Source organism: Leucobacter sp., assembly GCF_053528595.1.
Genome location: NZ_JAIVPF010000072.1, coordinates 1 through 21,965, shown reverse-complemented (window position 1 = coordinate 21,965; position 21,965 = coordinate 1). Strand labels below are relative to the sequence as shown.

Here is a 21,965-nt window from a genome sequence, read left to right as displayed (position 1 = left end):
TGCGCTCCGCCGAGCAGATCCGCGGCGTGCAGTTCGCGCAGGTTCACCGACCTGGGCAGGTCGCTCTCGTCGAGCGCTCTCGCGCTCGTGTCCTCGACCGGGGCGAGACGGCGGGCGAGTTCGAGCGCCCGGGGCGCCTCGATGAACTCGAGTCGTTGCAGCGGCACGACGGTGCCCGTGCGCACGAAGCCCACCCGGCCCTCTGCTCGGCCGAGTTCGACGAAGGTGCGGCAGACCGCGGGCAGCCGACCGCGTTCTCGGGCGACCCAGATGAGGTGGATCCCCAGGTCGGGGCCGGTCTCGGCGATGGCGATGAGTCTCGACTGATCGGCCAGGCCGTCATCGAGCACCAGCACGACCACCGCTGGAGTGGCCGGCACTCGGCCCACCGCTTCCCCCTGTTCATCATCGTTTCGCGTGTCGACGTCCAGGTGGGAGCGCACCGCCTGCTTCGCGCCGGCGCCCGCCCGCCGTTCTTCCAGCAGCCCTTCCAGGGCGATGAGCAGGCGTGCCGAGCTCGCGGTGTCGTCGGCGAGCTGCCAGACCGGGAGCGGACTGGTCACGGCGTCGACGTGCGGCAGCCACTTCAACCAGCTCCACTCGTCCGCCTGGCTCGGACCGGCGAAGCACGCGAGCGCCAGTTCGGCGGGGGAATGGAGACCGACGAGTTGCAGTACCAGCGATCGGGCCATTCCTTCGGCCCAGAGGGGCTCCCCCGCGACCCCGATCGAACCGCAGCGGTCGAATCGTTCGAGCACCGGAACCGGAGCGATCTCCCGGAATCGCTCCTCGATACCGCGCAGCAGTCGCCACTGCTCGGGATCGGTCTCACCGCGCGGGGGAAGACCGATGCCGGTTCGGCTGGGAAGCGTGCCCTCGCCGAATCTCACCTCCAGGAAGGAACGGTGCTCGGGCCTGCGCGTCCACAGCAGGCTGTCGCGCTCGGCGATCGCCTCGGTGATCTCGGGGAGTGTCGGGGTCTCGGCGGCACGCACCTCGATCTCCCGCTCGCGGAGTTCGGCGAGCTCCGCCCGCTCGGCGTCCAGGTTCTCCTCGAACCGTCTGCGGTCGCGCTTGAGCTTGCGCTTACCGCCTGTCTTGCCGTCGAGCCACGAGCCGACCATCATGAGCGGCGAGAAGGCGACCATCATCAGGCTCATGGGCGACTGGGTCACCGCGTACATGGCGCCGCCCATCATCATGGGCGCCATCATCGCGAGCATGGGGATGCGGCTGGGCGCGGGCGGGGTCGGAGGCGTCGGCAGCCGGCGCTCGGAGGACGGAAAGCGGGGAGCGACGCGGGGAGCCCGCGTGTGCATGACCCGGTGCGAGAGCTCGGCGGATGCCACCGACGGCGGCCCCGCGGTCACCCGCAGCGACACCTCGCCCAGGGTCACGGTGCAGGCGCTGCCGATCCGGTGCTCCGTCACGGCCTCGCCGTCGATGAGCACCCCGTTCGCCGAGCCGAGGTCTCGGATCACGAGTTCGGAGGCGATGTCGATGACCGCGTGGCGGCGGGAGACGCTCTGGTCGCCGAGGTGGATCCGGCATCCGCGGTCTCGTCCGATCGGGTTCGCTCCTGCGACCAGGCTGAAGAGCACACCCCGGTGCCGCCCGGAGAGCACTTCGACGTAACCGGCGACCTCCACGGCGCGCTGCGCGGTGCCGTGGGCTCCGAACTCGAGCACGGGTTCCACGATCCAGCCGGACTGCAGCCCCGAGACCCCGATGGGCGACGCGGGATCCAGCAGCAGCGGAGCGGCTCCGGCCCCGGGCCCTCCTCGCAGCGTGACGGGCGCGATGCGATTGAGCGCGATCTCCTCGATCCGCGGATCGCTGCTCGCTCCGGCTCGGATGAGCGCGCGTGCGGCGTCGGCGATGGTCGCGGTCACGTCGCACGACAGCGTGATGTCGTGCAGAGCTCCCTGCGGGAGTTCGAGGGTGACCCGGAGTTTCACGCGGTCTCTCCGCCTCTCCGCCTCAACCGATGTCTTTCAGCGCGGAGGATTGAGATACGCGCTTGTGCCGAGCAGCGCGGCCACCAGGAGGCGCCGATGAACGGGAGCGTCGGTTTCTGCGCCTGTCCGGTGGTGCCAGTCATGTTCGGTGATCCTTCTTCTCCCCGCCGAGGTTCCCCTACTCGGCGCTCGACTCTCGGCGTTCGAGCTCGTCCTCGAACTCGTTCGGCTCGTCGTCGACGTAGCTCTGCCAGTTCATGACCGTGTCGTTCACGGAGCATGCCGAGTACACGCTGAGCGACATCCCGTCTACAGACGCCTGAAATCCCATCAATGCCCCGTCTTCGCGATCCGCACGAAAATGCGGTTCCTCAGGAGAGGGATCGGACCAGATGTCCGTCACGGTCCAGCCTTCGCCCTCCCAGAACGCGCGCACCCTCTGCGCCGCCGCCAGAGGATCATCCGCGTCCAGGTTCTTCAACGACTCATCCAGGCGGCCACCGAGACCGCAGTTGCGCGGAAAAGACGAGTTCAGTGTCCTATCGCGGTCCTCAGGCCGCCCCTCCGCCCAGAGCACTTCCCTGCTATAGATGCTGTGCCAGCCGTCCGGGACACCGCTGGCAGCGATCGCAGCGTCGAACTGCGCCCCCACCCACGCGCGTTGCTCATCCAAAGTCATGTTCGTGGTCCTGTTCCCGGTGTCCCTCGACACGATCGGCACCTCCCGCAGACAGCCCGGCACACCGATCACGGCCGCGAGCGCCACGATGAGCCCCACCATTCGTTTTTGCGTCCACCCGTTCGCCATCATCCGTCCTCGCATTTCATCCTGACCGGCGCGAACGTGCCGCCGCGACCCATGACAAGGCCCGTGCACTCTGCTTCGGTTCGTGTGAACGACCGGTCCAAGCGGTCGCTGATCCGGCCGGTCGTGATCTGTGCGACACTCGCCAAGGACTGGGTTTCCGGGTCGAGATAACCGTGCCCCTTGGACGCCGACATTCCCATCGCTCCGGGTTTCTCTCCCGAACCGATCGTGGAGTGCCCGTCCGTGCGCTTCAGGTTCTGCGCGGAATCCCCCTCCGATGAGAAGGCGAGTCCGCCCTCGTACACGGAGCTGAATCTCTGCATCCCGACCGGAGCGACGGCCTCCGGATTCGGCTGCCCCCGCCCCGACGCTCCCGCACCGAGCGGAGCCAGCTGATCCGCTGAGGCGTGCGTCGTGTAGATCGCCTTCTGCCCAGGCGCAATCTCCCTGACGTTCAGCACACCGTAATCGGGGATCTTCTCGGTGTCGAGGCCCGCGGACCCCAGCATGGTGAGCGAGTCCACGGCGTGCTTGACCCCCGTCAGCGCGATCGTCGCCGCCGTGGTGCCGTACGAGTGCGCCAGCACATTCACCACCGGCAGCCCGCGCCCGCTCGTGCTTCGCGCCGCGTGGGCCCCGTCCAGCTCGACCGCGAACCTGGGTGCACCCGCCGCTGCCGCTTCTGCGGACAGTACTCCGAGATCCCCGGTCAGGGGATGGTCCGGGGTGTCGTAGCCCAACCACGCCACCACGGCGCTCGAGCCGGAGAAACCCGGAACGTTGCTCTGCGCACTGTAGAGATTCCGGCTCGCCTCGTCCCACCCCTCCAGTGCGAGATGGGCGTCGCTGTTCATCCCCGGCACCTGCCAGGTCGCGTGACTCGCGGTATCCAGATCGCCGTAGCCGACCACCGCCTTGGGCACCTCGCCCGTGATATCCAGCGCCACGACCTGGATCGGGGGCTTGCCGTGCCCGAACTCCTCGGTCTGGTTCTCCTCAAGCTTGAGGATGTCCCGCACATCGGCCATCAGCTGCAACTGCTCGGGCGACAGCGATTGCGGGTACTGCTGAGAGAACTCCACCGTCTTCCGATTCGCCTCATCGCGCACGCTGAATGGCAGCCCGGGCAGGTTGCCGACGACCCACGGCACCTCGTCGATGAGCCGCCGCCGCTCTTCATCGGAGCACTGCTCCCATCGCTCGGCCACCTCCGCGGGATCCGGCGGAGCATCCCAGACGTGCTCGCCCGACTCGGAACCGAGCAGTCTCCTCAGCAGCGGGTGCGACTTCGCGATCCCCGGCGCTTCGTCGCTCGCGCCCCAGAGCTCCCCCGAGATCCCAGTCGCGATCGTGAAGCGGCGCGAAGCGGCGTCGTCCTCGCTCACGCTGAGGAGCTGCCCGATCGTGGTGTCGCCCAGCGCCTTGACGAGACGTCCTTCCGCGTCGCGGCGATCCTCGATCAGCTTCGCCCACCTGATCTTCGCGCTGTCGATGTCCTCGATCGCGTGGTGCCAGAGCGAGGCCGCGAGCGTCCACTGCCACTCGTACGCACCTCGCATGTGCTCGACCGCGAGTGCTCGTTCATCCGCGCCGAGATCCCGCGCCTGGTAGCCCAGCTGCGGCTGCGGCAGCGTGCCCGGAGCACCCGCGTTCCAGGCGTAGGGAGCAGATGCCCGGATCAACGACGCGATCTCCTCGATCTGCGCAGCCTGAGCTCGGATCGTAGCGAGAGCGTCGTTCACGTCGCGCACGACCTTCCCGGCATCCTCGTGGATGCGGTCCACCTCGGACGCGTACGACTCGAGCGCCCGCTTCGCGCCTTCCGCGGAGCGATACACCGCCGCCGCTCCCGGGAGCAGACGTTCACCCAGCTTCGTCCTGATCTTCGCCACGCCTGCACTGCTGGCGGACTCGAGAGCGACCTGCGCATTGCGGACGTCGACCGTGTAGCGCGTCGTGCCGGTCATGACATCCTGCACGAATTCCCCGGCCGCGTCGATCTCGTCCACGGCGCCGAACACCGGAGTGCCTTCGAGCAGCACCGCGCCGTCACCCGGTACGGAGATCGTCATCGTCCGCTCCCCCGCACCGCGAACCCGCTGTACAGAGAATCCGCGATGAGGGCGTCGAGCGCGGAGCTCTCACGCAGCACACCGGCCACCTCGCCGCCCGCGGTCTTCGCCGCGTCCGCGAGCGCGAAGCGTCCCGTCTGCAGGCCGTTCAAGAACCTGTGCACGGCGCCACCGACACCGGTCAGGCTCTCCAGGGCCGCAGGGGGAACCGACCGGTCGCTCTCCATCATCACCTGTGCGGCCGAGACGAGCCCGAAACCGCTGGCCTCGAGCACGTCATCCCAGATATTCAACTGGTCGGTCACCCGGCCACCTCCTCGAGGAACGCCGCGCCATCCTCGATCGACCGTCGACGGGCCGAACCCGAGGAGAACACGGGAGATCGCTAGTTGATCTTCGCCGCGATCTGCGCGTCCATCTCACGCATCGCGGCGGCCGTCTGCGTGAGGAAGCTCTGGATCTCGGTGAGCTTGTTGATCACCGTGTTCGCGCTCGTCGTGTACTCGGCGTAGGCGGTGTTGAACTTACCCGAGGCCTGGTCGGTCACGAAGCCGGAGGCGACCAGGTTGCCGATCTGCGTCTGCAGCATCTGCAGCTTCTGGGTGATCTCGTCACGGCCGGCGCCCAGATGGGCGGCCGACTGCTCGATGTCTGCGTAGGAAACGGTGATGTTCGCCATGAGGGCTCCTTGCTGTTCGGCGCGAAAGCCCCCCGCTCTCACATGTTCGGTGTGTCGTCCTCCCCACGTTATTTCACGACGACGAACACACGCTCGCCGGAGCATGAAATGACGACAGATCTGTGGACAAGTCAGCTGCTCGCGGCGCTGTGAGCGATTTCTCGGCCCTCGAGAGCCCGTCTCTCCGGCAGGCCCTCAGCCGCGGGAGCGACCGGATCCGCCCCGAAGCTCAGCGCACCCCGCGCCCCGGACGCACGCGCAAGGGCCGGGTCGGGAGAACTTCCCCGACCCGGCCCCGCGAAAACCGGCCGCTACGCCGCGAACAGCGCGGGCACCTCCGACAGCGCCACGCGGTCCTTCGTGCCCACGGCGCGATCCCACACCTCGGCGAAGCCCTCGGCCGCGTCGCGGCCGACCACCACCACGCGCGGCACGCCCAGCAGCTCGGCGTCGCCGAACTTCACGCCGGGCGACACCTTGGGGCGGTCGTCGAAGAGCACCTCGACGCCGGCACGGGACAGCGAGGCCGCGAGCTCCTCGGCCTTCTCGAACACGACGGGGTCCTTGCCGGTGGCCACCAGGTGCACGTCGAACGGCGCGATCGCGCGCGGCCAGATGAGCCCGCGGTCGTCGTGGTTGAGATCGGCGAGGGCCGCCATGATGCGGGTCACGCCGATGCCGTACGAGCCCATCGTCACGGTGACGAGCTTGCCGTTCTCATCGAGCACCTTCAGGCCGAGGGCGTCGGCGTACTTGCGGCCCAGCTGGAACACGTGCCCGATCTCCATGCCGCGGGCGAGCGACACGGGTCCCGACCCGTCGGGGGCCGGATCCCCGTCGCGCACCGTCGCGACGTCCGCGACTCCGTCGGCGGTGAAGTCGCGCCCCGCGACCAGGTACGCCACGTGCTTCTCGTGCTCGTTGGCGCCGGTCACCCACGACGTGCCGTCGACCACGCGGGGGTCGAGCAGGTAGCGGATCCCCGTCGATCCCTCGAGCCCCAGCACCGCGGCGCCGTTCAGCACCGGGCCGATGTACCCCTTGACCAGCCCGGGGTGCTGCTTGAAGTCGTCGTCGGTCGCCGGCTCCACCTCGCAGTTCGGGAAGGCCACCTCGACGCGCTTCATGTCGGCGTCTCGGTCTCCGGGGATGCCGATGACCACGATCTCGCGCTCGCCCTCGAGCGAGGTCACCGCGAGCACCACGTTCTTGAGGGTGTCGGCGGCGGTCCACTCCCGGCCGTCGGTGCGCGGCAGCACCGCGTTCGTGTGCGACACGAGCGTCTCGATGGTGGGCGTCTCGGGCGAGTCGTAGACCAGCGCCGAGGGCTGGCCCGTGATCGGCAGCGCCTCCGGCACCGGGGTCTCGTACGCCTCGACGTTCGCCGCGTAGCCGCCCTCGGAGCGCACGAAGGTGTCCTCGCCGATCTCGATCGGCAGCAGGAACTCCTCGCTGCGCGAGCCGCCCATGGCGCCGGCGTCGGCCGACACGATCACGTACTCGATGCCCAGGCGCGCGAAGATGCGCTCGTAGGCGTCGCGCTGCTTCTGGTACGAGGCCGCGAGTCCCTCGTCGCTCACGTCGAAGGAGTACGCGTCCTTCATGGTGAACTCGCGGCCGCGCAGCAGGCCGGCGCGGGGGCGGGCCTCATCGCGGTACTTGTCCTGGATCTGGTAGAGCGACAGCGGCAGATCCTTGTACGAGGAGACGATGTCCTTCACCATGAGCGTGAAGGCCTCCTCGTGCGTCGGAGCGAGCAGGTAGTCGGCCCCGTGACGGTCCTTGAGGCGGAACAGCGCGTCGCCGTACTCCTCCCAGCGCCCGGTCGCCTCGTAGGGCTCGCGCGGCAGCAGTGCGGGGAAGTGCACCTCGTGCGCACCCGCGGCGGCCATCTCCTCGCGGATGATCCGCTCGATCTTCTCCTTGACGCGCAGGCCGAGCGGCATCCACCCGAACACGCCCGGTGCCTGGCGGCGGATGTACCCCGCGCGCACGAGCAGCTTGTGGCTGGCCACCTCGGCGTCGGCGGGATCCTCACGAAGGGTCTTCAGGAAGTAGTTGCTGAGGCGAGTGATCACCCCACTATCGTAGCGCCGGGCGCGGCGGGCTCAGGCACCGCCTCGGCAGGCGCCGCCGCACCCGCGAGCATCGGCAGCGCAGGCGAGCGGCGGGGCGCACCCGCTCTAGGCTGGAGGCGTGAGCGAAACGGGACGGCTGCGATGGCTCCGGTGGTCGGCACCGGCGCTGGTGCTCGGGATCGCGGCGGTGCTGCGCTTCTGGGCGCTCTCCCGCCCGGACGCGCTGGTGTTCGACGAGCTGTACTACGTGCGCGACGCGATCAGCCAGCTCGCGCACGGCTTCCCGACGCTCTGGCCCGACGACGACCCCGACATGAGCGGCGGGCGGGCGGGCGGTTTCACCGATACGGCGTCGAACGCGGTGCATCCGCCGCTCGGCAAGTGGCTGATCGGGATCGGGGTGCTGCTGTTCGGGCCGGGCACCGGCTGGGGCTGGCGCAGCGCCGTCGCCCTCGCCGGAGTGGCGACGGTGGCCGTCGTGATGCGACTCGGATGGCTGCTCTCGCGCAGCCTCGTGATCGCCTGCACCGCGGGGCTGCTGCTCGCGATCGACGGCGTGCACGTGGTGCTGACCCGGGTGGGCCTGCTCGACGGCTTCCTGACGCTGTTCGTCGCGCTGGGTGCGCTGTTCGTGTGGCGTGACGGCGAGGCGGTCCCGCTGCGGTCGGATGCCCGGGAGCGAGACGACCGGGACTCCTGGAGGCGGATCCTCTGGCGCCGCCCGTGGCTGCTCGCGGCCGGCGCCGCCTTCGGGGCGGCCGCGGCGGTCAAGTGGTCGGGGCTGTACCCGCTCGCCTTCTTCCTCGTGTACGCGACGGTCCGGGATCTGCTGGCACGGCTGCGGGCCGCGGAGGCCGCGGGCGGCGCAGGCACCGCGGGGGCGTGGTCCCGCGCCGTGCTGCAGGCGCTCGTCACGGCGGCGATCGCGCTGCCCGCGGCCGGGGTCGTCTACGTCGCGAGCTGGGCCGGGTGGATCCTGCAGCCGGGCGGCTGGGGTCGCACGCCGGGCACGCCGTGGCCGGTCGCGCTCGCGAGGTACCACGCCGAGATGCTGGGCTGGCACAGCACGCTGAGCGCGCCGCACCCCTACGAATCGCACCCGCTGTCGTGGCCGCTCGCGCTGATCCCCACCGCGATGTACACAACCCGCTGGACCGAGGGCTGCCCGTGGGCGGAGTGCGTCTCGACGATATCGCCGCTGCCGAACCCGCTGGTGACCTGGGGCGGCGTGCTCGCGCTGGGCGTGCTCGGAGTGCTGGTGGCTCGGCGCCTCTGGATCGGACCGGGCCGGGGTCGTCACGCGGGATCGCCCCGGCCGGCGCCGGACCCGATCGTCGTCGCGGGCGCCTTCGTGATCACCGGGTACCTCTCGGGGTGGCTGCCGTGGGTGCTCACGTTCTCGCGCTCGGCCGTGTTCCAGTTCTACGCCGTCGTACTCACCCCCTTCTCGGCGCTCGCGCTCGCGCTGCTGCTCGGCATGCTGTGCGGGATCCCGCTCCGCTCGCGCGCCGGCGCCGAGAGCGGGCTGGCGCTCGCACCGGATCCGGACGGTCTGCGCGGGCGCAGGATCGCGGTGGCGCTGTTCATCGCGGCCTCGGCGGCGCTCGCGGCGCTGTTCTTCCCGGTGTGGTCGGGGATGCCCGTGGCGGAGTGGTTCTGGCGCGCCCATCTGTGGCTGCCCGGCTGGGGCTGAGGATCAGAGCAGCCTGCGCTGCAGCGCCCAGGCGGTGAGCTCGTGGCGGTTGGAGAGCTGCAGCTTGCGCAGCACGTTCGAGACGTGGGTCTCGACCGTCTTGACCGAGAGGAAGAGCTCCGCCGCGACCTCCTTGTAGGCGTAGCCGCGGGCGATCATGCGCATCACCTCCTGCTCGCGCGCCGAGAGGCGGTCGAGCTCGTCGTCCGCGGCGGCGGTCTCCCCGACGCCCGCGCCGAAGGCGTCGAGCACGAAGCCCGCGAGGCGGGGCGAGAAGACCGCGTCGCCGCCGCGCACGCGCACGGCCGCGGCGGTGACCTCCGCACCCGAAGCGGTCTTGGTGAGGTAACCGCGGGCGCCGGCGCGGATCACGCTGACCACGTCGTCGGCCGCATCGGAGACGCTGAGCGCGAGGAACCGGGTGCCGCGCACCGCGGGGACGGCGGCCAGGCGCTGCAGCACCTCGGCACCCCCGCCCCCCGCGCCTCCGGGCAGATGCACGTCGAGCAGCACGACGTCGGGCGCCGCGGCCGCGATGCACTCGACGGCCTCGTCCACGCTCGCCGCCTCGCCCACCACTTCGAGCTCGTCCCCCAGCTCGGCCCGCAGCCCCGTGCGGAAGATCTGGTGGTCGTCGACGATCACCACCCGGATGGGCGCCCCGTCATCGGTCTCTCGGTCCATCATTCCTCCTCCGCTTCCGCCCCGCTCGCGCGGGGGATCGCCAGGCGCACGGACGTGCCGGATCCGCCGGGGCCCGGCACGATCGCAGCGGTGCCCCCGGCTCGCTCCATGCGCCCGAGAATCGACTCCCGCACGCCCATCCGCCCCTCGGGCAGGGCATCGGCGTCGAGCCCCGGCCCCCGGTCGGTCACGTCGATCGCGATCCGGTCCTGCGTCGCCTCGAGGTAGACCGTCACGTCGCCTCCGGCGTGCCGCGCCGCGTTGAGCATGGCCTCCCGCGCCGCCGCGACGAGGGCGTCGGGGGCGAGCAGGCCGTCTCCGACACCCACGGCCACGATCTCGAAGCGCACCGCGTGCCGGGCCTCGAGCGCCTGCGCGTGGGCCCGGAGCTCGGCGTCGACCGCCTCGCGGGGAGCCGCCGTGCCGCCGTCGGCCCCGCGGAAGAGCCACTCGCGCAGCTCCCGCTCCTGCCCCCGGGCGATCCTCGCGATCTCGCTGCCGGGCTCCGAGCGCTGCTGGATGAGCGCGAGCGTCTGCAGCACCGAGTCGTGCAGGTGCGCCGCGATGTCGGCCCGTTCCGCCTCGCGGGCACGCGCCGCCCGCTCGGCCATGAGCTCGCGGTTGATGCGCAGCACCCACGGCGCCACGGCGAGCGCCACGCCCGCGAGCACGGAGACCGCGGCCGCGATGACGGTCCACGCGCTCGGCTCGCGCGAGGTCACGAAGAACATGAGCACGCCCACGGCCACGAGCGAGAGCGCGCCGAGCACCCGGGGCAGCTGATTGCGATCGGGGCGATCGCGGTCCGCGATCTGCCACCAGGTGAGACCGACGCCCACCAGCACCGCGAGCCCGGGCAGCAGCAGCTCGAGCTCCAGCCGCACGCCCAGGCGCTCGAGCACCAGACCGGCTCCGGTGATGAGCAGGCACGCTCCGAGCAGCAGCTCGGCGATGGGCCACCGGCGCTGGGGGCGGGCAGGAACCGGCTCGCCCGCGACCCCGGCGGGCACGCCCGAGGCGCCGTCCCCCGCCGTCGCGCGCGCGGTGTCCCGAGCGGCGTCCGCCTTCGTCGCCCCCGTCGCGCCCCGGCCCGGCACGGCGGCCGGCACCGCGACCGGCGCGGGCACCGCGGACGGACCGGACCGCGGCGCTCCCCTCCCGGCACCCGCGGCGGCAGCGCCGGCAGCACCCGCGCTCGCCGGACGGGTGAGCGCGCGCCGGAGGGGCACCACTCCCTCGGTCTCCCCCGTGCGCGGCACGGTGCCCCACAGCCAGAGGTAGAGCAGCGCCCCGAAACCGCCGAGCAGCGAGAGCGCGAGCACGGCGATGCGCACGGGCGACACCGGCACCCCGAGATGCTCCGCGAGGCCGGCGCACACGCCCGCGATGACGCGGTCGTCGCGCGATCGGGTGAGCGGGGGTCGGTCCATGCCCTCCATCCAAGCACCAACCCGCGACACTCGGGGGTCTCCCGGCCGGGGTTCAGGGATCGATCAGGGTGAACCCCGATGGTGCGGGACCGGTCGGTCCCGGCAGACTCGAAGCATGAATACCTCACCCGACTCCGAACGCTCCGGCCCGGCCCCCGACGGCCCGCAGTCCGGCAGCTCCTTCTTCGGCTGGCTGCGCGGCCTCGGCATCGTGCGCGGCTCCGATCGCTGGTTCGCCGGCGTCGCCGGCGGCATCGCGGCGAAGGCCGGCATCGATCCGCTCATCGTGCGCGGCGTCTTCGTCGTGCTCGCGCTGCTCGGCGGCCCCGGTCTGCTCCTCTACCTCGTCGGCTGGCTGCTGCTGCCCGACGCGCAGGGCCGCATCCACACGGAGGACATCTTTCGCGGGCGCGCCGAGACCTGGGTGCTCGTGACCTCGATCGTGCTCGCGTCGGTGCTCATCATCCCCGCGATCTTCGGCCTCGCGACGACCGGCGTCCCGCTGCTCGGCGCGCCCAGCTTCTGGGGCTGGGATCTCTGGGCCTCGATGGGGATCCCCGAGTGGCTGACGCGCACGGTCGCGTGGCTGTTCTGGATCGCCATCCTCGTGCTCGGCTTCGTCTGGCTGCGCAGCGCGGTGCTGAAGCGCGGCCGCGAGCAGGGCGGGCGGCCGGACGCCGGGCCCGCGGCGGCGGGCGCACCCGGATCGACGGCCGCGCCGACGGCGCCGATGGCCGGACCCGCCTTCGCCGCGACCGCCGACGGCACGGCAACGGAACCGCTCGGTTCGGGGCCCGCCTCGGCCCCCGGCTCGACCCGCGCCGGTGCGAACGCCGCCGGCGCCGATGCCCCCGGCACCGACGCGCCCACCGCCCCCGGGGCACCGGGAGCCGCCGATGCCGCCGGCGAGGGATCCTCGGCCGGCTCCGCCGACCAGACCCGGTCCTTCGCCGACCGCACCGAGGAGTTCGCGGCTCGCACCGCGCAGCAGGCCTCCGACTGGGGACAGCGCTTCGGGGAGCAGGCCAACCGCTGGGGCGAGGACGTCGGACGCCAGGCCGACGAGTGGAGCGCGCGATACGCCGAGCACCACGACGCGCACCGCCTCGGCACCGGCCAGACGATCCTCACGCTCGCCCTCGCCCTGCTCGCCGGCGGCCTCACGGGGCTCTGGGTGCTCGGTCTCGATGCGATGCCGTCGGTGGCGAGCGTCGCGCCCGCCCCCCTCATCGCCGCGCTGATCGCCGCGCTCGCGGTGCTCGCGCTCTCGCTGATCGTGGCCGGCGTGCGCGGTCGGCACACCGGTTGGGTCGGGTTCCTCTCGACCTGCGGCGTGGTGGCGCTGCTCGTCACGGTGGTCCTGCCCTGGGGCACGCGCTTCCAGCCGTTCGGCACCATGCACGTCGACGGCCTGAGCACCCCCGGCGCAGTCATCATCGCGGGGAACGCGAACGTCGATCTGCGCTCGCTCGACGGCAACCCCGGCGAAGAGGGCGACCTCGCCATCTGGCAGCTTGCGGGCAACACGACGGTGACCCTGCCGGAGTCGCGTCCGACCGCCGTGCGGGTCCGCGTGCTCGCGGGGAACATCAGCGAGCGGGGCACGGAGCGCGACGGCATGCGTCTCTCGGGCCCGTTCCTGCGCACCGACACGGGCGTGGCCCTCACCGGCACCGGCGACGCCTTCGCCGACGACTCGGTGGTGCACGTGACGGTCTACCTGCTCGCCGGCAACGTGCGAGTCGAGGGCGGCGGGTCCGGCTCGTCGCAGCTGTCGCCCGCGGACGAGGATCGGCAGCGGACCGAGCAGGAGGACCTCTCCAACCGGGAGCGCGCCGAGCGTCTCGAGGAGGAGCTCGACCTGGTCGACTGGCAGCTCGAGGAACCCGGTCTGAGCTCCGGGAAGCGCCAGGCGCTCGAGGAGCAGCGGGACCGCCTCCGCGAAGAACTCAACGAACTCGAACAGGAGATGGCACAATGAGCACCGATTCCGCCGCGCAGGATCCGCGGCCCCAGCAGCACTCCGCGGATGCCGCGCCCGTCGGCGACGGAGTCCTCCCGGCACAGCCCGCGCCGACTCCCTCCGCCCCGGCACCATCGGCCTCGGCGCAGGCCGCACCGGCACCGGCACCGGCGCCCTCGGCGCAGCCCGACGCCCGCTCGAAGCCCCCGGTCCGCACCGGCCCGCGCACCGGCCCCATCGTGTGGGGCGCCCTGATCCTCGCCTTCTGCGGGTACGCGGCGCAGCGGGCCTTCGGCCCCGGCGGCATGGACACGGCCTGGTGGATCACCGCGACGGTGATCGGCCTCGGCCTGCTGCTGCTCGTGGTCGGCGTCGCCGTAGCGGTGCGCAACCGCGGCTGAGCGGCCGCGGGCCCCCGTCCCGCGGGGTCCCGCGGGAGCCGCAGCGCTGCGGGTCCGGCGAGAACGCGGAGGCGTTCCGTCAGACCTGCACGCTCGGCATCTCGCGCGTCTGCGCCGAGATCCAGTGCAGCGGCACCTGGATGGCGACCCGGGTGCCGCCGCGCACGTCGGGCCCCCAGGTGATGCTGCCGCCCAGCTCCCCCTCGACGAGGGTGCGCACGATCTGCGTGCCGAGCCCGTCGCCCACCGTGCCGCCGGGCAGGCCGGTACCGGTGTCGATGACCTCGACCGCGAGCCGCTCGTCGCTGCGGTCGGCCCGGATGAAGACCTCGCCCTCGCGCCCGGCGAGGCCGTGCTCCACGGCGTTCGTGACGATCTCGGTGAGGGCGAGGGCGAGCGGAGTCGCGTACTCCGACGGCAGTTCGCCGAACTTGCCCTCCTTGTGCGGGTGCACGGTGGTGTTGTGCAGGCTCGCGACCTCGGCCGCCAGCCCGAGCACGCGGTCGAACACCACGTCGAAGTCGACGATCTGCGACAGCCCGCTCGAGAGCGTGTCGTGCACCACGGCGATGGCGGCGACGCGGCGCATGGCCTGGCCGAGCACCTGCTTCGCCTCCTCGCTGCGGGCCCGGCGCGCCTGCACGCGCAGCAGCGAGGCCACAGTCTGCAGGTTGTTCTTGACGCGGTGGTGGATCTCGCGGATGGTCGCGTCCTTGGTGATGAGCTCCTGCGCCTGCTGCCGCAGCTCGGTGACGTCGCGCGTGAGCACGACCCCGCCGACCCGCGCACCGTCGCGGATGACGGGGATCGAGCGGAGCGTCACCGTGCGGCCGCGCGCCGTGATCTCCACCCGCTTCGCCACCTTGCCCTGGGCGATCAGCGGCAGCGACTCGTTGGTGTCGAACTGCCCCTGCACGATCCCGGCGATGACCTCGGCGAAATTCTCCCCCTCGATCTCGTCGCGGTAGCCCAGCGTGGTGAACGTGGTCTGCGTGTTGGGGCTCGCGAAGGTCGCGATGCCGTCGAGGTTCACGCGCACGAGCCCGTCCGAGGCTCGGGGCGAGCCCTGCTCACCGCCGCGCGAGCTGCTGGGCGAGGGGAACAGCCCGTTCTGGATCATGGCGAAGAGGTCGTCGGAGACCTCGCGGAAGGCCGCACCGATGCGCGAGGCCTTCTGGGTGTCGGCCACGCTCGTGTGCACGGTCGCCACCGCGAACGGCCCGTGCACGTTGCCCTGCGCGTCCTGGCGGCTCACCGAATATGCCGCGAGGCGCATGGGATTCTCCTCGTACCAGGCCGGGGACGTCGAGGCCACGGGCCTGCCCGTCTCCATCGCCTCGTCCACGAGCTCGCGCCAGTCGGGGCGCAGGAAGTCGCCGATCACGTCGCGGTAGAAGAGCGTGACGGATCCCGCGGGCCGGCTGTGCGCGACGGCGAGATACCCGCCGTCCTCGGTCGGCACCCACAGCACGACATCGCTCAGCGCGAGGTCGGCCAGCAGCTGCCAGTCGAGCGCGAGCAGCTCGAGCCACTCGATTTCCTCTTCGTCGAGGGTCGAGTACTTCTTCGCAAGGTTCCGCAGAGTCGCCACCGTTCAAGACTAGAGGATCCGCGTTCCGCCCGGCTGCGGGCCGGCTGCGGGGCGGCTGCGGGTGATCGCGGGCCGGCTCGTCGGCGAAGACCCTGGGTGCGAACGCACAGATCGCAGACGCCTCTTGACCGCCATCAGCTCGCCCTTTCTATGCTGATGCTCCAGTTATTCAGATCATTGCCCCGGCCGATGCAGGGAATAGGAAACGATCAGGGATGGGAACATTGATATCGGGGCCCGCCACGAAGGACCGTCATGCCCGCGTCTCTCCCGCACTCCGCCTCCGCGAACGCCTCCGCCCACGCACGCCCTCCCCTGCAGCGGCGCACCGCACTCCCGAGCGCGTCCCCCGCGCCGCCGCACGCGGCGCGGGCCCGCTCCACGGCTCCCGGCCTGCCGCCCCTGCGCGCGGTTCCGCACCCTGAGCGCTACCTCGATCGCGCGGCCTTCGACTCGACCACCGATACCGACGTCCCGCCGCCCGAGATCATGACGATCCAGAAGCTGGCGCTGTACGCGTTCGAAGCCCTCGAGGGATCGCGCTCGGTCGCCCAGCTCGGCGGGTGGATCACGCGCGAGGTGGCGACGGCGCTCCTCGAACGCCGCGCCGCGCGCACCGAGCGCCGCACGCTCTACCGCGACGCGCGCCGGATCGTGGCGTGCCCCGGCCCCGCGCACATCGACCGGCCACTTCCGCACGTCATCGAGGCCACGGTGGTGCTCTACGCGGAGCCCCGCTCGCGCTCGGTCGCACTCCGCCTCGAGCACAACGGCAGCCGCTGGCGGGCGACCGAGCTCACCGTGCTGTAGTCGCGTCCCCCGCGCCGCTCGCGCGCAGCTTCGACACCTCGTAGAGGGCGACACTCGCTGCGATGCCGGCGTTCAGCGACTCCGTCGCCGAGGAGATCGGGATCGAGACCACCGCGTCGCAGTGCTCGGTCACCAGTCGCGAGAGGCCCTTGCCCTCGCTGCCGATGACGAGCACGAGCGGACGGTCCGCGAGTTCGAGGCCGGGCAGCGACACGTCGCCGCCGCCGTCGAGGCCCACCACGAACACGCCCTGCTTCTTGAACTCCTTGAGCGTCTGCGTGAGGTTCGACGCCATCGCCACCGGGATGCGCGCGGCGGCGCCGGCGGAGGTCTTCCAGGCCGCCGAGTTGAGACCGGCGGAGCGGCGCTGCGGAACCACCACGCCCTGCCCGCCGAACGCGGCGACCGAGCGGATGATCGCACCCAGGTTGCGCGGATCGGTGACGCCGTCGAGCGCGACGAACAGCGGCGTCTCGTCGCGGTCGATCACCTCGTCGAGCATTTCGAGCGGGTGCGCGTACTCCATGGGCGGCACCTTGAGCACCACGCCCTGGTGCACGGTGTCGCGATCGGTCATGCGGTCCATCTCGGGCCGCATCACCTCGAGCACGGGCACGCCGCGGTTGGTGGCGATGCGCAGGATCTCGCGCATGCGGTCGTCCATCTCGACGCGGGCCGCGATGTAGAGCGCGGTCGCCGGGATGTGGGCGCGCAGCGCCTCGAGCACCGCGTTGCGCCCCGTGACGAGCTCGGTGTCGTCCTTCTTCGACCCGCCGCGCCCGCCGCGCTCGGGAGCCCGCCCCGAGTTCGCGGCGTGCCGCTGCTTGGCGGCCTCGTAGCGCTCGCGCGCCTTCTTCTCCTTGTGCTTGGCGTGGTACTCGCGGTCCTCGGCCTTCGGGGTGGGCCCGCGGCCCTCGAGCGCCTGGCGCCCTTGACCACCGGATCCGACGGCCTTGCCGAGCCCCTTCTTCCGGACGGCGCCGGTACGGTTCTTCTTATTGCTCATGACAGGCTCCAGCGGGTTCCGTTCGGGGTGTCTTCCAGGGCGATGCCCGCGGCCAGCAGGCGGTCGCGGATCGCGTCGCTCGTCGCGAAGTCCTTGTCGGCGCGGGCCTCCGTGCGCTGCTCGATCAGCGCGCCGACGAGCGAGTCGAGAGCGGCCTCCGCGGTCGCCGAGCCTACCGCACCGGCGGCCCACTCCGGAGCGGCCGGGTTCAGGCCGAGCACGTCCAGCATGGCGTACGTGTCCCCCGCCAGGCGGGTGATCCGCGCCGTCTCGCCGGCGTCGAGCGCGGCATTGCCCGCGCGCACCGTGCCGTGCAGCACCGCCAGCGCCTGAGGAACGGAGAAGTCGTCGAGCATCGCCGCCGAGAACTCCTCGGGCAGCGACCCCCCGCCCTCGCCGGTGAACGCGCTCGAGTAGCCGGCCGACACGTCGCTCCCGCTCGGAGAGCCCCGGTGCTCGTGCGCGGCGCGGATGTGCTCGCCCGCCCGCTCGAGGAAGCTCTCGACGCGCGAGAACGCCGCCTCGGCCTCGGCCAGCGAGTCGGCGGAGTACTCGAGCACCGAGCGGTAGTGCGCCGATCCGAGGAAGTAGCGCAGCACGATGGGACGCGCCGCGGCGAGCAGATCGGCGGCGAAGAGGGAGTTGCCGAGCGATTTCGACATCTTCTGCCCGCCCGTGTTGACGAGGCCGTTGTGGATCCAGTGCCGCGCGAAGCCGTGACCGGCCGCGGTCGACTGGGCCAGCTCGTTCTCGTGGTGCGGGAAGCGGAGGTCGAGCCCGCCGCCGTGGATGTCGAACTCCTCGCCCAGATAGCGCGTGGCCATGGCCGAGCACTCGATGTGCCAGCCGGGACGGCCGCGGCCCCACGGCGACGGCCACGAGGCGGACAGCGGCTCGTGATCGCGGTGCGCCTTCCACAGCGCGAAGTCGCGCGGATCCCGCTTGCCCACGGGCTCGGAGTCCGCGGCGTCCTCCATCTGGTCGCGGCGCTGCCGGGTGAGGGCGCCGTACTCGGGCCAAGATCCGGTGTCGAAGTAGACGCTCGCGGAGCCGTCGGCGGCCCGGTAGGCGTGCCCGCGCTCGATGAGGCGCTCGATGAGCGCGACCATCTCGGCGATGTTCGCGGTGGCGCGGGGCTCGTAGGTGGGCGGCAGCACGCCGAGCGCGTCGTAGGCGGCCGTGAACTCGCGCTCCACGCGGTAGGCGAGCGCCCACCACTCCTCGAGCAGCCCGTCGGACTCCCGCGGCAGTCGCGCGTGGTCGAGGATCTTGTCGTCGATGTCGGTGACGTTGCGGATCAGCGCGACCTCGTGCCCGGTCGCCTCGAACCAGCGCCGCATCTGGTCGTAGACGAGCGCGCTGCGCAGGTGCCCGATGTGCGGGGCCGACTGCACCGTCGGCCCGCACACGTACATGCCCACGCGCCCGGGCTCGCGCGGCTGGAAATCGACGATCTCCTGCGCACGCGAGTCGTAAATCCGTTGTTTCACCCTCTCAGCCTAGCGCCCGCTCCGAGACCGCCGGTCCCGCGGACGGAGCCGGATCCCGCGGACGGACCCCCGATCCCGCGGACGGCACCGCGGAGCGAGCCGGCGCCCGGGATCGGGCTCCGACTCGCTCCGCTCGCTCGACCGGCGCGCACCAGGGGTGCGGCCGGTCGTCTCGACGAGCTCGACGACCGCCGTACCCGCCGGCGCACGCTCCTAGTCGAGCGTGCCGCTCAGGAAGAACTGCACCTGCTTCGCGATGCTGACGGCGTGATCGCCGAAGCGCTCGTGATAGCGGCTCGCCAGCGTCGCGTCGACGGCGCCCATCGGATTGTCGGCGAGCTTGTCGCTCAGCACCTTCTCGAAGACCTTCGCGTGCAGCTCGTCGAGGTCGTCGTCGAGGTCGCGCACCTCCTCGATCACCCGCGGATCCTGCGTGCGCAGGAGCTCGACGATCTTGCTCGCCATCTCCACGTCGAGGGCCCCCATGCGCACGAAGATCTTCTTCAGGCCCTTCGGGATCGCGCTCTCGGGATAGCGATAGCGGGCCAGCTGCGCGATGTGCTGCGCGAGGTCGCCCATGCGCTCGAGCGAGGAGCTCATGCGCAGCGCACCCACCATGAGGCGCAGGTCGGAGGCGACCGGCTGCTGACGCGCGAGGATGTCGATCGTGAGCTGGTCGAGCTCCGCGGTGAGCGTCTCGATCTCGTCGGCGTCGTCGATCACCCGCTCCGCGATCGCGACATCCGAGTTGCCGAACGCCGTCGTCGCGTTCTCGATGGCCTCCTCGACGAGTTCGGCAATCTTCACCAGGCGCTCCTGCACCTCGTGCAGCGACTGCTGAAAGACCTCACGCATGCGGTTTCCTCTCTTTCCGGGCGGCGGCGCCTCAATTGGACAAGTGCCGACGCGCACCTCAATCAGTCTGGGCTGCGCCGGTGAACCGTGCCGCACCGGCAGGTGAACAACAGTTGAACTCTACCCTTCGGCCGAGACCCGCCCATCTACGATGAGAGACATGGATCCGACTCTGCTCGTTCTCGCGTCGACGGGCCTCGGCGTACTGGTCGGACTCGGCACCGCGCTCGCGATCCAGGGCGCCAGGCGCGCCGGCGTGCGCCGCGCCGCCGAGATGCGACCGGAGCTGCCGGAGGTCGCGACCGCGATCCTCGACGAGATCGACATCTTCGCGGTGATCCTCGACTCGTCGCTCGCTCCCGTGTACGCCAACCCGACCGCGCGCCAGGAGCGCCACATCAGCGACGAACAGATCCACGACGCCGAGTTCCTCGGGCGGGCGCGCCGCGTGATGTCGACGGGCGTCCCCGACACCCGCGAACCCGACCCGGCCGACCCCGCCGACACGGTCAAGATCCACATCGTGCGCCTGCAGAAGCGCTTCGTCGTCGTCCTCGCCGAGGATCTCGGCGAGGAGCAGCGGGTGAACACGATGCGCCGCGACTTCATCGCGAACGTCAGCCACGAGCTGAAGACCCCGATCGCCGCCATCGGCCTCCTCTCCGAGGCCGTGCAGCAGGCGGCCGACGAGCCCGAGGTCGTGCGCGACTTCTCGAAGAGCCTCGTCAAGGAGTCCCGGCGCCTCGGCGAGCTGTCGCGCGACATCATCCAGCTCTCGGAGGCCCAGTCCGCGCTGCGGCCCGAGGACCGCGAGGCCGTCTCGCTGCGCGACCTCGTGCGCGGCGAGGTGGAGTCGCACCGCTCCTTCGCCACCCAGCACGGCGTCGACCTCGTCATCACCGACGAGTCCGAGCTGGACCGCGACGCGGTGATCCTCGGCCGCCCCACCTCGCTCGGATCGGCCGTGGCGAACCTGCTCAGCAACGCCATCCGGCACTCCCCGGAGGGGGGCCGCGTCGGTGTCGGCATGTCGTTCGAGCGCAAGAACTTCATCGTCACCGTCACCGATCAGGGCGAGGGCATCGCCCCGGAGCACCTGGCGCGCATCTTCGAGCGCTTCTACCGCGTCGACGGCGCCCGCACCCGGGGCGAGGGCGGCACGGGGCTCGGCCTCAGCATCGCGCGGCACACCATGCGCGCCCACGGCGGCGACGTCGACGTCTGGTCGCAGCCGGGCGTCGGCTCCAGCTTCACCCTCACGTTCCCGCTCTACGAGGCCCCGGGGTCGCGCAAGAGCTCGAAGCGCACGAAGAAGGCGCGGCGCTCGCTGCGGCCGGAGAACGGCGGAGCGTCCGCACCCCCGCAGACGCCGCCCGCGGGCCAGTCCGCAGAACTCCAGAAGGGAGCCCAGTAGTGGCACAGCACATCCTGCTCGTCGAGGACGAGGAGTCGATCTCCCGTCCCCTCTCGTTCCTGCTCGAACGAGAGGGCTACCGCGTCACCGTGGTCGACGACGGAGCCGAGGCCGTGCAGGCCTTCGCCGCCGCCCAGGCCGACCTCGTGCTGCTCGATCTCATGCTGCCGAGCCTGCCCGGCACCGAGGTGTGCCGGGCGATCCGGCAGACCTCGCAGGTGCCGATCATCATGCTCACCGCGAAGGACAGCGAGATCGACGTCGTGGTGGGGCTCGAGCTCGGCGCCGACGACTACATCACGAAGCCCTACTCCACGCGGGAGCTCCTCGCGCGCGTGCGCGCGGCGCTGCGCCGCTCGGGAACGGGCGATGAGGACCGGGGCGAGGATCTCGACGCGCAAGTCATCGACGAGCTCGGGATCCGCCTCGACTCCGAGCGCCACTCGGTCGCCGTGCGCGGCGAGGAGATCACCATGCCCCTGCGCGAGTTCGAGCTGCTCGAGATGCTCATGCGGCATTCGGGCCGGGTGCTCACCCGCGGGCAGCTCATCGACCGCGTGTGGGGCAGCAACTACTACGGCGACACGAAGACCCTCGACGTGCACATCAAGCGGATCCGGGCGCGAATCGAGGAGGAGCCCTCGCAGCCGAAGCTCATCTCGACGGTGCGCGGAGTCGGCTACCGCTTCGGGTAGGTTGCCCGCTCGACGGGGCTTGAGCCCCGTCGAGCCGAGATCCCGATTCTTGTCGTTCTCCGGGAAGAGGGGCGACAAGAATCGGGATCTCGGCGAGGCTCCCCTCTGATTGAGCGAGGAACACGGCGACGCCCCCCCCTTGAGCGAGAAGCACGGCGACGAGTCGAAATCCGGACCGCCGGGTTTCGCCTCGCTTCGCTCGCTCGACCGGCGGTTCGCCCCGAACGACGAAGCGCCCTCCCGATCCGCTCGGATCGGGAGGGCGCTTCTCGTGCCGAGGACTACTCGGTCTCGGTGTCGTCGCCGATCTTCGACTCCGCCGCTGCCTCGTCGGCTGC

Annotated in this window: 18 protein-coding genes; 6 read left to right on the top strand and 12 right to left on the bottom strand. The window is 71.4% G+C overall.

Going from position 1 to position 21,965, the window contains the following annotated elements; all coding sequences use genetic code 11:
• From ACWKZU_RS14705 to ACWKZU_RS14680, 6 genes are all read right to left on the bottom strand, one after another.
• Positions 1-1,958, bottom strand: a 1,958-nt coding sequence (locus ACWKZU_RS14705) for an FHA domain-containing protein (protein WP_449283083.1), incomplete at its 3' end; no start/stop codon positions are given.
• Between the two features lie 178 nt (positions 1,959-2,136).
• Positions 2,137-2,766, bottom strand: a complete 630-nt coding sequence (locus ACWKZU_RS14700; protein WP_449283082.1) for a hypothetical protein — start codon at positions 2,764-2,766, stop codon at positions 2,137-2,139.
• Complete coding sequence (locus ACWKZU_RS14695) at positions 2,766-4,838, bottom strand: alpha/beta hydrolase (RefSeq protein ID WP_449283081.1); 2,073 nt, start codon at positions 4,836-4,838, stop codon at positions 2,766-2,768. Before ACWKZU_RS14695 ends, ACWKZU_RS14700 begins: the two co-directional genes overlap by 1 nt.
• A complete protein-coding gene (locus ACWKZU_RS14690) occupies positions 4,835-5,143 on the bottom strand; it encodes a hypothetical protein (RefSeq protein WP_449283080.1) in 309 nt (102 codons plus the stop codon). Before ACWKZU_RS14690 ends, ACWKZU_RS14695 begins: the two co-directional genes overlap by 4 nt.
• Positions 5,144-5,223: 80 nt before the next feature.
• Positions 5,224-5,517, bottom strand: a complete 294-nt coding sequence (locus tag ACWKZU_RS14685) for a WXG100 family type VII secretion target (protein WP_449283079.1) — start codon at positions 5,515-5,517, stop codon at positions 5,224-5,226.
• A 311-nt stretch (positions 5,518-5,828) separates the two neighbouring features.
• On the bottom strand, positions 5,829-7,595 hold the full coding sequence (locus ACWKZU_RS14680) for a proline--tRNA ligase (protein WP_449283078.1): 1,767 nt from the start codon (positions 7,593-7,595) through the stop codon (positions 5,829-5,831).
• Between the two features lie 118 nt (positions 7,596-7,713).
• On the opposite strand from ACWKZU_RS14680, the gene ACWKZU_RS14675 reads away from it, so the two are divergent.
• A complete protein-coding gene (locus ACWKZU_RS14675; RefSeq protein WP_449283077.1) occupies positions 7,714-9,288 on the top strand; it encodes a phospholipid carrier-dependent glycosyltransferase in 1,575 nt (524 codons plus the stop codon).
• Positions 9,289-9,291: 3 nt separating this feature from the next.
• Here the strand turns inward: ACWKZU_RS14675 and ACWKZU_RS14670 are convergent, their stop codons facing one another.
• Entirely contained in the window at positions 9,292-9,972 is a 681-nt protein-coding gene (locus ACWKZU_RS14670; RefSeq protein WP_449283076.1) for a LuxR C-terminal-related transcriptional regulator, read from the bottom strand.
• On the bottom strand, positions 9,972-11,402 hold the full coding sequence (locus ACWKZU_RS14665; protein ID WP_449283075.1) for an ATP-binding protein: 1,431 nt from the start codon (positions 11,400-11,402) through the stop codon (positions 9,972-9,974). Before ACWKZU_RS14665 ends, ACWKZU_RS14670 begins: the two co-directional genes overlap by 1 nt.
• Before the next feature lie 115 nt (positions 11,403-11,517).
• Here ACWKZU_RS14665 and ACWKZU_RS14660 point away from each other — a divergent pair, with 115 nt between their 5' ends.
• The gene (locus ACWKZU_RS14660) at positions 11,518-13,383 is read left to right on the top strand and encodes a PspC domain-containing protein (protein ID WP_449283074.1); all 1,866 of its coding nucleotides are present in this window, start codon (positions 11,518-11,520) and stop codon (positions 13,381-13,383) included.
• A complete protein-coding gene (locus ACWKZU_RS14655) occupies positions 13,380-13,766 on the top strand; it encodes a hypothetical protein (protein WP_449283073.1) in 387 nt (128 codons plus the stop codon). Before ACWKZU_RS14660 ends, ACWKZU_RS14655 begins: the two co-directional genes overlap by 4 nt.
• Positions 13,767-13,845: 79 nt before the next feature.
• Here the strand turns inward: ACWKZU_RS14655 and ACWKZU_RS14650 are convergent, their stop codons facing one another.
• The gene (locus ACWKZU_RS14650) at positions 13,846-15,357 is read right to left on the bottom strand and encodes a sensor histidine kinase (protein WP_449283072.1); all 1,512 of its coding nucleotides are present in this window, start codon (positions 15,355-15,357) and stop codon (positions 13,846-13,848) included.
• A 255-nt stretch (positions 15,358-15,612) separates the two neighbouring features.
• Between ACWKZU_RS14650 and ACWKZU_RS14645 the strand changes: the two genes are divergently transcribed.
• The gene (locus tag ACWKZU_RS14645) at positions 15,613-16,167 is read left to right on the top strand and encodes an Rv3235 family protein (RefSeq protein ID WP_449283071.1); all 555 of its coding nucleotides are present in this window, start codon (positions 15,613-15,615) and stop codon (positions 16,165-16,167) included.
• On the opposite strand, the gene rlmB is transcribed toward ACWKZU_RS14645, so the two are convergent.
• From rlmB to phoU, 3 genes are all read right to left on the bottom strand, one after another.
• Positions 16,154-17,173 (bottom strand): 23S rRNA (guanosine(2251)-2'-O)-methyltransferase RlmB, encoded by a 1,020-nt coding sequence (gene rlmB, locus ACWKZU_RS14640; protein ID WP_449283070.1) that lies wholly within the window; start codon positions 17,171-17,173, stop codon positions 16,154-16,156. The two genes, ACWKZU_RS14645 and rlmB, sit on opposite strands and share 14 nt — an antisense overlap.
• Positions 17,170-18,663: a cysteine--tRNA ligase gene (cysS, locus tag ACWKZU_RS14635; protein ID WP_449283069.1), complete on the bottom strand. Its 1,494-nt coding sequence runs from the start codon at positions 18,661-18,663 to the stop codon at positions 17,170-17,172. Before cysS ends, rlmB begins: the two co-directional genes overlap by 4 nt.
• Positions 18,664-18,876: 213 nt before the next feature.
• Positions 18,877-19,518: a phosphate signaling complex protein PhoU gene (gene phoU / locus ACWKZU_RS14630; RefSeq protein ID WP_449283068.1), complete on the bottom strand. Its 642-nt coding sequence runs from the start codon at positions 19,516-19,518 to the stop codon at positions 18,877-18,879.
• A 160-nt stretch (positions 19,519-19,678) separates the two neighbouring features.
• On the opposite strand from phoU, the gene ACWKZU_RS14625 reads away from it, so the two are divergent.
• Together ACWKZU_RS14625 and ACWKZU_RS14620 are read left to right on the top strand one after the other, a co-directional pair.
• Complete coding sequence (locus ACWKZU_RS14625) at positions 19,679-20,932, top strand: sensor histidine kinase (RefSeq protein ID WP_449283067.1); 1,254 nt, start codon at positions 19,679-19,681, stop codon at positions 20,930-20,932.
• On the top strand, positions 20,932-21,627 hold the full coding sequence (locus tag ACWKZU_RS14620; protein ID WP_449283066.1) for a response regulator: 696 nt from the start codon (positions 20,932-20,934) through the stop codon (positions 21,625-21,627). The genes ACWKZU_RS14625 and ACWKZU_RS14620 overlap by 1 nt, the downstream gene beginning before the upstream one ends.
• The last annotated feature ends 338 nt before the right edge of the window (positions 21,628-21,965 follow it).

Coding starts and splice junctions, on each gene's coding strand:
- ACWKZU_RS14700 (WP_449283082.1), bottom strand. CDS start 2,766: ATGGCGAACGGGTGGACGCAAAAACGAATGGTGGGGCTCATCGTGGCG.
- ACWKZU_RS14645 (WP_449283071.1), top strand. CDS start 15,613: ATGCCCGCGTCTCTCCCGCACTCCGCCTCCGCGAACGCCTCCGCCCAC.
- ACWKZU_RS14665 (WP_449283075.1), bottom strand. CDS start 11,402: ATGGACCGACCCCCGCTCACCCGATCGCGCGACGACCGCGTCATCGCG.
- ACWKZU_RS14670 (WP_449283076.1), bottom strand. CDS start 9,972: ATGGACCGAGAGACCGATGACGGGGCGCCCATCCGGGTGGTGATCGTC.
- phoU (WP_449283068.1), bottom strand. CDS start 19,518: ATGCGTGAGGTCTTTCAGCAGTCGCTGCACGAGGTGCAGGAGCGCCTG.
- ACWKZU_RS14685 (WP_449283079.1), bottom strand. CDS start 5,517: ATGGCGAACATCACCGTTTCCTACGCAGACATCGAGCAGTCGGCCGCC.
- ACWKZU_RS14695 (WP_449283081.1), bottom strand. CDS start 4,838: ATGACGATCTCCGTACCGGGTGACGGCGCGGTGCTGCTCGAAGGCACT.
- rlmB (WP_449283070.1), bottom strand. CDS start 17,173: ATGAGCAATAAGAAGAACCGTACCGGCGCCGTCCGGAAGAAGGGGCTC.
- ACWKZU_RS14660 (WP_449283074.1), top strand. CDS start 11,518: ATGAATACCTCACCCGACTCCGAACGCTCCGGCCCGGCCCCCGACGGC.
- ACWKZU_RS14655 (WP_449283073.1), top strand. CDS start 13,380: ATGAGCACCGATTCCGCCGCGCAGGATCCGCGGCCCCAGCAGCACTCC.
- ACWKZU_RS14625 (WP_449283067.1), top strand. CDS start 19,679: ATGGATCCGACTCTGCTCGTTCTCGCGTCGACGGGCCTCGGCGTACTG.